Below are 12,577 nucleotides of genomic sequence, written 5' to 3' on the forward strand. Positions count from 1 at the left end.
TGCGCGTTCTGGCGGAGAGCTGGGGATTCGAACCCCAGATACCCTTGGGGGGTATACTCGCTTAGCAGGCGAGCACCTTCGGCCTCTCGGTCAGCTCTCCGGAAAAGGTGCTAGAGCATCATACCTCACCGGCGCGCAACTTCATAGCGACAAAAGTTGCGAACTCTGCACGTCTTCACATCCGTCCCCGAGTGTCACCCAAGACGGTCCCGCCATCTACCGCGGGAGGAAGCCGTCGTCCACCACGATGTCCTCGCGATGTCGGGCGATCGTCTCCCACGAGAAGCGTCCCACCAGCTCGTCCGCGCTCACCGGCTCGCCCGCCTCGGCAAGTCCCAGGTTGCTGGCGATGGCGCCAAGCAGGGGCTCCGGGCCCGAGAAGTGCTCGCGCAGCACCCCAAGGTCAAGATCGTGCTCGCGCTTCGAGAGCCTGCGGCCGTCCGGCGCCACAAGCAGGGGGACGTGCCCGTAGGAGGGATGGTCGTAGCCAAGGAGCCGCTGCAGGTGCATCTGACGGGCCACCGACCCAAGCAGGTCTCGCCCACGGACAACCTGGGTGACGCCCATCTCGGCATCGTCCACCACGACGGCCAGCTGGTAGGCCACCACGCCGTCGCTTCTCCTTACGAGAAAGTCCCCGCATTCGCGCGAGAGGCTCTCGCGCTCCTCGCCAAAGGCAAGGTCGCGGAACCCAATGACGTCCACTGGCTCGCCAGGTGCGGGTACGCGCAGACGCGTCGCGGGTGGCCTCGCGGCAGCCTTGCGCTCGACCTCGTCGCGAGAGAGCCCGCGGCAGGTTCCGGCGTACACGTAGGTGCCGTCGCTCGCGTGCGGGGCGCTCGCCGCGTGCAGCTCGCTTCTCGTGCAGAAGCACGGGTAGGTGAGGCGCAGGCCACTGCGGCCCGCCTCGATGCCGCTACCGCCAAGCCTCTCGATGGCGGCCTCGTAGACCTCCCCGCGCTCGCTCTGCCAGAAGGGCCCCTCGTCCCAGTCCAGGCCAAGCCAATGGAGGTCGTCCATGATGAGCCGCGCGGCCTCGCGGCTCTGGGCGCGCGGGTCGAGGTCCTCGACCCGCAGCACCATGCGCCCTCCGGCTGCGCGCGCGCTCAGCCACGCCACGAGGCATGCCGCCACGTTGCCGAGGTGCATGCGGCCCGAGGGCGTGGGCGCAAAACGCCCGACGACGCGCTTGGGCGCCGCCGGGCGTTGAGTGTTGGTGTCATTCTCGGTAGCCATGCCACTCAGTATGGCACAGCGCAGGGGCGCGCTACATGGGCAGCGTGGTCTGGGCGATGTAGGTGCGCGTGGCGTACTCGCGGTCGAGGTCGTACAGGCCCTTGGGGTCGCTGCCGAACAGCTTCATGTTGCTGATCATGTCGCGGGCGTTGGCCTCCTCCTCGCCCTGCTCCTTGACGAACCAGTCGAGCATCTGCATGGCGCGGATGTCGTGGGCCTCCTGGGCCACCTCGTAGCAGTGGTGGATGAGGCTCGTGATGTACTCCTCGTGGGCGAGGCCCGCCTCGAGCGGCTCGAGGTCGTTGGCGAAGGTCTTGTCGGGCTTGGCGATGGCCTCCATCGTGGGCTTGTAGTCGTTGTCGAGCAGGTAGCGGCGCAGTGCCTTGGCGTGGTCGGTCTCCTCCTGGACCTGGATCATGTACCAGTTGGCGAAGCCCTTGAGGCCGCGGTCCTCGTAGTAGTCCGCGAACGTGAGGTAGAGGTAGGCGGAGTAGAGCTCCTTGTTGATCTGGTCCTCGAGCGCCTTGGCGACGTTCTCGTTGATTGCCATGTCCGTTCCTTTCGTTATCCGGTCCGTCGTGCGCCCCTAGCCTACCCGTCGAGGCGGGCACCAAACACGCCAAGCCGTTCGGGTACCATATCTGTACGTATAGGCACGTTTAAGGGAGTCCCATGGACACTTCCCGTACCGGAATCCCCCGGCGCCTCGCCCTTGTCGCGCTTGCCGCCATGGTGGCGCTGCTGCTTGCCCTGGCCCCGCGCGCGGCCGAGGCTCGCGAGTACTCCATCGACGCCGTGAACATCGACCTCACCGTGAACACGGACGGATCGATCGGCGTCGTCGAGGACCGCACGTTTAACTTTGACGGCTCGTTCAACGGCGTGTACTGGGATATCGCCACGCGCGGCCCCGCCTTGTCGACGAGCGACGAGGATCCGCAGGTCACGGCCCTTGCCGTCGAGGACCTCACGCGCGGCGGAGGGGAGTTCTCGCAAAGCGACGAGGGCACGCCGGGGACGTACGAGGTCACGGAGCACTCGTCCTACACGCGTGTGAAGATCTACACGCCGCACGAGGACGAGAGGGCCACTGTCCGCATCTCCTACACCATGGCAAACGTGGTGAACGCCTGGGCCGACACGGGTGAGCTGTACTGGAAGTTCGTCTCCGACGGCTGGGACGTGTCCTCCAACAACGTGACGTGCCGCGTCCATCTGCCCGTCGCGGCCGGCGAGAGCGTCGTGGCCGGTGACAACGTGCGCGCCTGGGGCCACGGCCCGCTCGACGCCTCGCTTGAGTTTGACGGCAACGACATCGTCTACACCGTCCCGGGCGTTGGCACCGACGAGTACGCCGAGGCCCGCGTGACGTTCCCCGTCTCGTGGCTCACGGGTATGGTGCCCTCGAGCATCTCGCGGCTGCCCAACATCAGGGCCGAGGAGCAGCAGTGGGCAGACGAGGCGAACGCCCGCCGCGAGCAGGCGCGCCGCACGATCGCCGTCTGCACGGTGCTTGGCGCAGGCGCCGTCGCGGGCATCGTGGCGCTCACGGTGCTGTTCAAGCTGCGCTACGCTCGCAAGCACAAGGCGCGCTTCTCCGACCCGTACTTCCGCGACGTTCCGTCCGCCGACCACCCGGCCGTCCTCGCGGCGCTGTGGGAGGGCGGCAAGGTGCCCGGCGAGGCGTTCACGGCCACGCTCATGAAGCTCACCGATGACGGCGTCATTGGCCTGTCGCTCGTCAAGGACGAGAAGGGCCGCGAGAAGGACTACCAGATCGAGCGCGGGAGCCGCACGCCCACGGACGACATCGACGACGCGGCCATGAGGCTCATGTTCGACGTCGTGGCGCCGAGGGGCAAGGGCCGGCGCTGGCGCGAGGCTCCTGCCGGCGGCTATACCACGCTGCGCTTCTCGGACGTGAAGCGCGCCGCCAAGAAGGCGCCCCAGACCTACTCTGAGGCGCTTGGCGAGTGGAGCAGCGAGGTGAGCGCCCGCTGTGAGACCCGCGGTTTCTTCGATGACGCCGGCTTCACGGGACGCGCCCCGCTCATAACGCTCAGCGTCGTCCTTGGCGTTGCCGGCTGCGTCGCGGGACTGCTCCTGCTTGGCGCCGAGGCCTATGCGGCCGGCTTTGGCGTGCTCGTGGCCAACATCGTTGCCTGTGTGGTCTCGTGCGTGGTCGCCGCCGGCCTGCGCCCGATGTCTGCCGAGGCCGTTGAGCTCAAGGCGCAGCTCTCGGCGCTTCGCAAGTGGCTCCAGGAGTTCACGCTGCTCAAGGAGGCCGTCCCGCGTGATGTTGCGCTGTGGGACCGCCTGCTCGTCATGGCCGTGGTGCTGGGCGTTGCGGACCGCGTGGTCGAGCAGCTGAGGATGGTGGCGCCCGAGGTTCTTGAGAACCCGTACTTCTACAGCTACTACTGGTATCACTCCTATGGCAGCCTTGGCTCGCCCGCGACGGCGTTCACGACGAGCTACGAGAGCGCACACCACGTGAGCACGGCGGCGATGGCCTCCTCGTCGAGCAGCTCGGGTGGCGGCTTTGGCGGCGGCTTCTCCGGCGGTGGCGGCGGAGGGGGAGGCGGTGGCGGTGGCGGCGGTGCGTTCTAGCCGCGGCTTGTCGCCCGCACGCTGACGGATATAGCGAGGGTCCGGTTGCCACGGAGCTGGTGACCGGGCCCTCGTTCACTTTTCTTGGCGGCTCCGTGCGCAATCTACCGGTTTTGTGACCCGTTGCATGGTCGCAAAACCGAGTAGTGAACGCCTTTTGCTCATATTTGGGGATAGCGTGTTTCGAGTCATGTCGCAAACATGCTGGTAGCTGTTCTGTGCGGAATTATGTCAACCCGTCGTTTTCGAAAAAGGCTGCCCGTGCTCGTGCACAACTCGGGTTTCGGACCAAGAGGCGGGGCCTTCTCTTGGTAGATGCGCCGCCGCGCTCCTCTAGGCGCGCCCGCCATAGACGAAGTAGCGCTCGGGCGCGTCCGCGACGGCGCCGGTGCGCTCGGCGAGTCGCTCGAGCCCAAGGTGCTCGTAGAAGGGCCAGTCGCAGTCCGTGTCCGTGACGAGCCAGTAGCGCTCGGCGCCGTGGCGCGAGAAGTGGTCTCGGGCCCGTGCAAGCAGCCTGCGCCCAAGGCCGTGGCCGCGGGCCGCCTCGCCAACGACGAGCAGCAGTACGCGCGGCTGATTCGCAAGGCCCGCCTCGGCGCGCATCTCGTCTGTTGCCCGGGCTTCGTCGAGGTAGACGGGCTCGCTGGGCTCCGTCGCGCGCTCCTCGCGCTCGCGGGCCCGGGCAAGCAGCCGCTCGGCGGCCTCGCGGGCCTGCTGCCCCACGCCCTCCCAGTACGCGGACGCCTCGGCGCTCGCATGCGTCCCCTGCGTGAGGATGATGCCGACGACCTGCCCATCGAGCAGGGCCTTCATGCCCCACGTGGACTCCGCGAGATACGACGCCACCTCGTCGGTGGCAAGCAGTCGGGCGGCCGCCTCGCGCTCGTCGCCATCCAGCCCGGCTTTGTCGAGCGTGCCGGCGGCCAGGTCGCCGAGCCCGTCCGGCGAGTACCATGCGGCCTGCGCCAGTCCCACGATGTCATCGAGGTCCGTCCTCGTGACCCGCTCGAACGTGATGCCGTCTGTCATGTCGTCCATGTGCGCTCCTTGGCTGTCGCTCCCGTATGTCGTGCCGATTTCGGCTTCACCCTCATGCCAAGAATGGCACAAAGCGAGTGCGTCCGCGTTCGCCTGTTGCGGCACAATATAGGTTTGGGAGTTCAAACCCCGGCGCCGGCGCTCGTGCGTCCCGCCGACGGAGGCCGCTCCCACAAGCATTCGCACTTCAACAAGGAGGTTTCATGGCACAGGGTTCCATCAAGAGGGCGCTCGTCTCGGTCACTGACAAGACCGGTGTCGTCGAGTTCGTCAAGACGCTCGAGGATGAGTTCGGCGTCGAGGTGATTTCTACCGGTGGCACGGCCCGCGTGCTCGCGGACGCTGGCATCAACGTCGTCCCCATCGAGCAGTACACGGGATTCCCCGAGATGATGGATGGTCGCGTCAAGACCCTGCACCCCAAGGTGCACGGCGGCCTGCTTGCCCGCCGCGACGACGAGAAGCACATGGCCGAGGCCGCGGAGCATGGCATCGGCATGATCGACCTCGTCGTCGTCAACCTCTATGAGTTCGAGAAGACCGTCGCCAAGCCCGACGTCACCTTCGCGGACGCCATCGAGCACATCGACATCGGTGGCCCCTCCATGCTCCGCTCCGCCGCCAAGAACGCCGACGCCGTGACCGTCGTCAGCGACCCGGCGGACTACGACGCCGTCCTCGCCGAGATGCGCGCCAACGACGGCGCCACCACGCTCGAGACCCGTCGCCGCCTGCAGCTGAAGGTCTACCAGACCACCGCCGCCTATGACACGGCCATTGCCGCCTGGCTGGGCGAGCAGGCTGCCAAGGCCTCCGCCGAGGGCGAGGCCACGAGCGCCTTCCCCGAGAAGTTCGTCCTCACCGCCACCAAGGAGCAGGACCTCCGCTACGGCGAGAACCCGCAGCAGGCTGCCGCCTTCTACATGAGCCCGGATGCGCCGGAGCACTCGCTCGCCCGCGCCGAGCAGATCCAGGGCAAGCCGCTCTCCTACAACAACATCCTCGACGCCGACGCCGCCTGGGCGGCCGTCCGCGAGTTCGACGAGCCCGCGGTGGTCATCCTCAAGCACCAGAACCCGTGCGGCTCCGCCACCGCCACGAATGTCACCGAGGCGTATGACCGCGCCTTCGCCTGCGACCCCATCTCCGCCTATGGTGGCATCATCGCCGTCAACCGCGAGGTGCCCCTGTCGCTGTGCGAGCACTTCGCCGACGTGAACAAGCAGTTTGTCGAGGTCATGATTGCCCCGAGCTACACGCCCGAGGCCCTCGAGCGCCTCTCGAAGCGCAAGAACATGCGCGTGCTCGCCACCGGCGGCGTCGACCGCACGATCGGCCACGAGGTCCGCACCGTCGACGGCGGCGTCCTCGTCCAGGACATCGACCACGTGAGCGAGGACCCCGCGACCTTCACGGTGCCCACCAAGCGCAAGCCCACGGACGCCGAGATGGACGACCTGCTGTTCGCCTGGCGCGTCTGCAAGGCCGTGAAGTCCAACGCCATCCTCGTCGCCAAGGGCCGCGCCGGCATCGGCATGGGCCCCGGCCAGCCCAATCGCACGGACTCCGCTCGCATCGCCTGCGAGCGCGCCGAGGCCGCCTGCGAGCGCATGGGCGTGTCGACCGAGGGCATGGTCGCCGCGTCCGATGCCTTCCTGCCGTTCCGCGATGACGTCGACGTCCTCGCCGAGCACGGCATCACCGCGATCATCCAGCCCGGAGGCTCCATTCGCGACGAGGAGTCCATCCAGGCCTGCGACGAGCACGGCATCGCCATGGTGTTTACCGGCACCAGGCACTTCCGTCACTAGTAGCTGGTACAGTCCGGCGGGCTTCGGCCCGCCGGCATTTGGTTCAAGACTTTAGTCCGCTGGCCGCGCAGCGGCCAGCTTTAAACCACCCGCTACGCGGGTGGAGACAAACGGCTTTACAAAGCCACCCCTCCGACCGATATTGACGATTGTTCAGGCCGTCAAGAATTCGAGTCGAAGGGGTGGTCGCCATGGCCCAGAAGGCCTACAGCCTTTCCCACACGAAGTGGATGTGCAAGTACCACATCGTGTTCACGCCGAAGTATAGGCGCAAAGTGATCTACAATCAAATCAGGAGCGACATAGGGGAGATCCTCAGGAAGCTGTGCGAGTACAAGGGGATCGAGATAATCGAGGGGCACCTGATGCCCGACCACGTGCACGTGCTGCTGGCGATCCCGCCGAAGTACAGCGTCGCGAGCGTCATGGGCTACCTGAAGGGGAAGAGCTCGCTGATGATATTCGACAGGCACGCCAACCTCAAGTACAAGTTCGGCAACAGGAAGTTCTGGGCGGAGGGCTACTACGTGTCCACCGTCGGCCTGAACGAGGCGACGATCGCCAAGTACATCAGGGAGCAGGAGTCCCACGACATCGCGCTGGACAAGCTGAGCGTGAAGGAGTACGAGGACCCCTTCAAGAGGGGGTGATGCTGCCGGTTCGACCGGCGCGCCACGGGTCAAGATGCACTAGGCCTGGACGAAGTCCGGGCCCGCGCCTTTAGACGCGAGCCCGGGGCCCGTGGGTTATACCCTAAGAGCAAACCACCCTTTTTAAGGGTGGTTCTGATTTGGGGGAGCGTTGTCCAAAATCTATGTCATAGAGGACGACGAAGGCATCCGCGTCGAGCTCGTTCGCATGCTCGAGCGCGAGGGCTTCGAGGTCGAGGCGTGCGAGGACTTCTCCCACGCCGCCGAGTTCGCCCTCGCCGCCGCCCCGGACCTCGCCCTTCTCGATCTCACGCTTCCGGGCACGGATGGGCAGCTCGTCTGTCGGGAGATCCGCGCCGCCTCCTCCGTCCCGGTCATCGTGCTCACGAGTCGCGTGACCGAGGCGGACGAGGTGGTCTCCATGACGCTGGGCGCGGACGACTTCGTGCCCAAGCCCTATAGCCCTCGCGTGCTCGTGGCTCACATCCAGGCCCTGCTGCGTCGCGCGGGCCAGGCTGCGACGCCCGCCTCGACCATCGAGCGCGGGGCCGTGACGCTCGACCTCTCCCGCTCCTGCGCCGCCGCGAACGGCAAGACCGTCGAGCTCACCAAGAACGAGATGCGTATTCTGGGCCTGCTCATGCGTCGTTGCCCCGCGATCGTCTCGCGCGAGGACCTCATGCGCGAGCTTTGGGACTCAGACGCTTTCGTCGATGACAACACGCTTACGGTCAACGTGAACCGCCTCCGCGCCCAGCTCGCGAGGGTGGGCGTCGAGGGCTTCCTGGTCACGCACCGTGGCCAAGGCTATTCGGTCCGGGCGTAGCCGATGAGGCTGGGAAGCTACATCCGCTCGCGCGTCCCGGAGCTTCTGGTCCTCGTGGCGCTCGAGCTCCTCCTCGCGCTCGTGCTGCGCATCTCCGGCATGGGTACGGACTTTGTCGCGTTCGTTTGCTCGATCGTGCTCGTCTCGGCGGTTGTCGCCGTCGCGCTGGGGTTTGCCCGCGAGCGCGGCTTCTGGGACTCCCTCTCCGAGACCTGCTCCTCGCTCGACAACGCGTGCCTGCTGCCCGAGCTCATCGACAGGCCGGAGTTTCCCGAGGGCCAGGCGGCCTATGATGCGCTTGTCTCCGTGGCGAAGTCCGCCAACGACGAGGTCGCCAAGCAGCGTCGCTTCGTCGGGGAATATCGCGCCTACGTCGAGACCTGGGTGCATGAGGCAAAGAGCCCGATTACGGCCGCGCGCCTGGCGCTCTCAAACCTCGAGGAGGACGCGGATGCGTGCGCGGTCTGCCCGCGCGAGGTCGAGCCGGTCGTTCCGCGCCTGCGCTCGGTCGAAGACGAGCTCGCCCGCGTCGAGCGCTACGTTGAGCAGGCGCTGTTCTATGCGCGCTCCGAGACGCTCGAGCGCGACTTCCTCGTCCGCTCCCACTCGCTTCGCGAGATGGTGGCCTCGGCCATCAAGGCCAACGCGAACCTGCTCATCGCCGCCGGCGTGACGCCGCGCCTGGGCGAGGGCCTCGACCTCAAGGTCTTCACGGACGACAAGTGGCTCGTCTTCATGCTGGGGCAGCTCCTCCAGAACACGGCCCGCTACGTGCGCCCCGGTTGCGAGGGCTGGCCTCAGGTCTGGTTTGACGCGCGCCTCTTGGACGAGGGCCTCGCGAACGAGCGCGTTGAACTGACCGTGCGCGACAACGGATGCGGCGTGAGTGCGGCGGACCTGCCGCGCGTGCTCGAGCGGGGCTTTACGGGCGACAACGGTCGCGCCCACAAGCAGTCGACGGGCCTGGGCCTTTGGCTCGTCGCACGCCTCGCCCAGAAGATGGGCGTCTCGGTCGCGGTTGACTCGGCAGAGGACGAGTTCTTCTCCGTGACGTTTGGGTTCCCCGCTAACAAGATGCACTACTTCGAGGACTAGCGACTGCGCGCTGTTGGCTCGGCGTGGCCGCCCGCATATTCGGGCGTTGCCGCTCGAGGCTTGCCGAGCGCCCGGCGCGCTCGCCCCACCGCCCGCCGCCGCCCGCGGGCCCGGGCTCGGACGAAAGAAAGAGGGCCGGCCATGTGGCCGACCCTCGGGTGCCAGGCAGCGTTCTGCTCGCCGTCCGCGCTACGCCGTGTAACGGATGCGAACGGCGTCGTTCAGGATGCCGCGGCTCATGGCGTAGGTGACCAGGAAGTAGCCACCGTATGCAGCGAGGAAGATCACGCAGGTGAAGCCCACCATGGCGCTGATGGTGAGGCCGCCGAACAACCTGACGAGGTCGATGACGACCCTCAGCGCCACGAGCGAGTGGGCGACGCCGACCGCGAGCGGGAACATGAAGAACACGGTCTGCTGTGCGAGCATGGAGTGGGCGATTTGTCGCTTGTCGCAGCCGAGCTCGGAGAGCACGCGATAGCTGCGGCTGGCGTCGGACACGCCGGAGAGCTGTTGGATGGCAAGGATGGCGGCACAGGCGATCACGAGCACGAAGCCGATGTAGATGGCGAGGTAGCTGACGGCGCCCGCCGTCGTGTTGGTTTGGGCGAGCATCTCACTGCGGGTCACGCTGGGCCCGAAGAAGCCGAAGACGTCGCTGCCCGACCTGATGTTGCTGTACTCGATGTGGCTAAGCGCCGCCTGGCTCATGAACTCGTCGCCCTGCTCGGTGCTGACGCCCCGCTTGTTGTAGTTGACGAGCAGGTACGAACTCTTGACCTGGAGGTGCGCGTCGTCGACGACGGCGTCGGGGACGATGACGGTGCCGGAGTTGGAGCCCATGGCGGAGTTCGTCAGGGCGCTGTTGTCGACGTCGACCTTCTGGGCCGCGGGCTTGAGCTCGTGGTCTCCCAGCTTGATGGTGGGGTCGGAGGCGAGGACCTTGTCGTAGAAACCGGCGATGGTGTCGCCCATGTCGCAGGTGATGAGGTAGTCATTCTCGCCCAGGTCCACCCGCGGCTTGCCGCGATAGGCGAGGAGCTGGTTGTACTGGCTCTCCCTCATGACGTCGAGCCCCAGGAGGTCGGCGTCCGAGTTGGTCATGCCGCCGGGAACTTCGGCTCCCGTCCTCTCGGCGAGGGCGCCAATGGTGAGTGGATTCTCGTCGGGTGTGCCCTCGCCGCTCGTGATGCGGGTGACCTGTTCGCTTCCGAGCGGGAAGTAGGTGTCGTGCTGGACCGTGGAGTCGCAGACGGAGCCAAGGTCGACCCCGCGTGCCTCGAGTTCGCTCGCGACATCGAGCGGCTGGTCCAGCGCGACGTAGCGCACGGGGTTGAGGTCCTCGTCGGTGCCCTCGGAGAGGCTGTAGTTGTACCAGAAGCTCTGGCTGAAGTCGACGGGGTTCACGCGCTCGATGCTGTTGGTCATGGCGTTGACCATCGACATGCCGGTGGTGACGGAGGTGATGGCGAGGAACAGGATCATCGAGATCATGGCCATCGAGAAGGAGACGGTGTTGACCTTGGCGGAGAGCTGGCGAAGCGTGAAGGCGTTCAGGCCGCGCCAATATATGCCGCGCACGGCTTGGAGGAGCTTGAGCAAAAGCCCTGAGAGCCCAAAGAAGAACAGGACGGTTCCGAGGGTTACCATTCCCGTGGTGATCTCAAACTGGGTCATCGCGGCTCCGAGCTCTTCACTCCTGGCGGTGACGGGGAGGCCGTCATGCAGCAGGCGGGAGTAGGCCACTCCGATGAGCACGGCGCCAAGCAGGCACACCAGACCTGCGAGCAGCGGGTTGCGCGTCTTGATCGACTCGTTGCGGCGTCCCGACCCCATGAGGTCGACGAGGCGTGACCTGCGCACCACGCGAAGGTTGAACACGAGCGTCACGAGGAAGATCGTGGCGAGGCATCCCACGGTGAGCGCCAGGGCGCTCGTGGAGAAGATGAATCTGAAGTTGGCGATCTGCGTCTTGAAGAGCGAGGCGGTGAAGAAGACCATCAGCTGGGAGAGGCCAACGCCCAAGATGATGCCGAGGACGAGCGCCGCGGCGGACACGATGACCGTCTCGAGCGCCATGATGCGGGCGACCTGGCCGCGCGTCATGCCCAGCACCTGGTAGAGACCAAACTCCTTGTTGCGACGCTTCATGATGAAGTTGTTGGCGTAGACCATGAGAAAGCCCATGACCGCACCGAGAAACACGGTGAGGTTGCCGAGTAGCTCGCCGAGGACCTCGTCCAGCCCTTCGATGTTGACGTTGGCGAGGTCGACCTGCAAGCTGATGGTGTTGAACGCATAGAAGACGGTCACGCCGAGCGTGAGCGTGAGCAGGTAGATGAGGTAGTCGCGCCGCGCGCGGGCGACGCTGCCCCAGGCGAGCCTACAGAGCATCGGAGCCCTCACCGCCCATCATCGCAACGACCTCCATGATGCGGTCGAAGAACTCGCGACGGGGCGAGCTTCCGCGGCGGAGCTCGGTGAAGATCTTGCCGTCGCGGATGAACAGCACGCGCCCCGTGTAGCTTGCCGCGAAGCTGTCGTGGGTGACCATGAGGATCGTGGCATCCCTCTCCTCGTTGAGCTGCTGGAGGCTCTCGAGCAGGAGGCGGGCGCTCTTGGAGTCGAGGGCGCCGGTGGGCTCGTCCGCCATGATGACGGCAGGCTTGGTGACGAGCGCGCGGGCGGCGGCGACGCGCTGCTGCTGACCGCCGGAGAGCTGGTAGGGATACTTGTCGAGCACGTCCGCGATGTTGAGGCGGCGGGCCATCTCCTCCACGCGGGCAAGCGTCTCGCCGGCGGAGACGCGGGAGATGGTGAGCGGCAGGGCAATGTTCTCGCGGGCAGTGAGGGTGTCGAGCAGGTTCGAGTCCTGGAAGATGAAGCCCAGCTGCTCGCGGCGGAAGCGCGCGAGCTCGCCGGCGCGCATGGACGTGACGTCGACGCCGCGCACGAAGACGTGGCCGCTCGTGGCAGAGTCGATGGTCGAGACGCAGTTGAGCAGCGTCGACTTGCCGGAGCCCGAGGCGCCCATGATGGCGACGAACTCGCCCTCGCTCACGTCGAAGGAGACGTCCGCCAGGGCGCGGGTGGTCGCTCCGCGGCCCTTCTTGCCGCGGTTCCCGTAGGTCTTCTCGAGGTGCTGGACGGAGAGGACCGAGTTCGCAGGTGCCTGACGCACCGCAGGCCCATCGAGAGGAATGTTGGAGTTGGGCTGATAGTGGTTGCCCATGGGTATCCTTTCTTTTACGCCCCGTCGTCGGGGCGCGGCTGCATGACACCAGTATCGTTGCGCGACCGTCCCTGCGGAG

General features: G+C 66.5%; 10 protein-coding genes and 1 tRNA gene. 5 read left to right on the forward strand and 6 right to left on the reverse strand.

All coding sequences use genetic code 11. The features are described from left to right. Positions 1–9: 9 nt before the first annotated feature. The 3 genes from Pcatena_RS00525 to Pcatena_RS00535 form a co-directional block, all read right to left on the reverse strand. Positions 10–100 (reverse strand) — tRNA-Ser (locus tag Pcatena_RS00525). Positions 101–216: 116 nt separating this feature from the next. Further along, entirely contained in the window at positions 217–1,236 is a 1,020-nt protein-coding gene (gene gluQRS / locus Pcatena_RS00530) for a tRNA glutamyl-Q(34) synthetase GluQRS (RefSeq protein WP_126420674.1), read from the reverse strand. Positions 1,237–1,267: 31 nt separating this feature from the next. Continuing rightward, complete coding sequence (locus Pcatena_RS00535) at positions 1,268–1,786, reverse strand: ferritin (protein WP_126420676.1); 519 nt, start codon at positions 1,784–1,786, stop codon at positions 1,268–1,270. 122 nt (positions 1,787–1,908) lie between these two features. On the opposite strand from Pcatena_RS00535, the gene Pcatena_RS00540 reads away from it, so the two are divergent. Beyond that, positions 1,909–3,846 carry a DUF2207 domain-containing protein gene (locus Pcatena_RS00540; protein ID WP_126420678.1) on the forward strand — a complete coding sequence of 646 codons (1,938 nt, stop codon included), beginning with the start codon at positions 1,909–1,911 and terminating at the stop codon, positions 3,844–3,846. Between the two features lie 333 nt (positions 3,847–4,179). Here the strand turns inward: Pcatena_RS00540 and Pcatena_RS00545 are convergent, their stop codons facing one another. Next, the gene (locus tag Pcatena_RS00545) at positions 4,180–4,884 is read right to left on the reverse strand and encodes a GNAT family N-acetyltransferase (RefSeq protein ID WP_172596327.1); all 705 of its coding nucleotides are present in this window, start codon (positions 4,882–4,884) and stop codon (positions 4,180–4,182) included. A 203-nt stretch (positions 4,885–5,087) separates the two neighbouring features. Between Pcatena_RS00545 and purH the strand changes: the two genes are divergently transcribed. The 4 genes from purH to Pcatena_RS00565 all read left to right on the forward strand — a co-directional run bounded on the left by purH (position 5,088) and on the right by Pcatena_RS00565 (position 9,266). Next, the gene (gene purH / locus Pcatena_RS00550; protein ID WP_126420682.1) at positions 5,088–6,695 is read left to right on the forward strand and encodes a bifunctional phosphoribosylaminoimidazolecarboxamide formyltransferase/IMP cyclohydrolase; all 1,608 of its coding nucleotides are present in this window, start codon (positions 5,088–5,090) and stop codon (positions 6,693–6,695) included. Positions 6,696–6,886: 191 nt separating this feature from the next. Next, positions 6,887–7,345 carry an IS200/IS605 family transposase gene (tnpA, locus tag Pcatena_RS00555; protein WP_055287554.1) on the forward strand — a complete coding sequence of 153 codons (459 nt, stop codon included), beginning with the start codon at positions 6,887–6,889 and terminating at the stop codon, positions 7,343–7,345. A 151-nt stretch (positions 7,346–7,496) separates the two neighbouring features. Continuing rightward, positions 7,497–8,171 (forward strand): response regulator transcription factor, encoded by a 675-nt coding sequence (locus Pcatena_RS00560; RefSeq protein WP_126420684.1) that lies wholly within the window; start codon positions 7,497–7,499, stop codon positions 8,169–8,171. A 3-nt stretch (positions 8,172–8,174) separates the two neighbouring features. Then, positions 8,175–9,266, forward strand: a complete 1,092-nt coding sequence (locus Pcatena_RS00565; protein WP_126420686.1) for a sensor histidine kinase — start codon at positions 8,175–8,177, stop codon at positions 9,264–9,266. A gap of 189 nt (positions 9,267–9,455) precedes the next feature. Here the strand turns inward: Pcatena_RS00565 and Pcatena_RS00570 are convergent, their stop codons facing one another. Together Pcatena_RS00570 and Pcatena_RS00575 are read right to left on the reverse strand one after the other, a co-directional pair. Beyond that, positions 9,456–11,660 (reverse strand): FtsX-like permease family protein, encoded by a 2,205-nt coding sequence (locus Pcatena_RS00570; RefSeq protein WP_126420688.1) that lies wholly within the window; start codon positions 11,658–11,660, stop codon positions 9,456–9,458. Continuing rightward, a complete protein-coding gene (locus tag Pcatena_RS00575) occupies positions 11,650–12,498 on the reverse strand; it encodes an ABC transporter ATP-binding protein (RefSeq protein WP_126420690.1) in 849 nt (282 codons plus the stop codon). Before Pcatena_RS00575 ends, Pcatena_RS00570 begins: the two co-directional genes overlap by 11 nt. Positions 12,499–12,577 lie beyond the last annotated feature (79 nt).

The sequence above is a fragment of the Parolsenella catena genome (assembly GCF_003966955.1).
GTDB lineage: Bacteria > Actinomycetota > Coriobacteriia > Coriobacteriales > Atopobiaceae > Parolsenella > Parolsenella catena.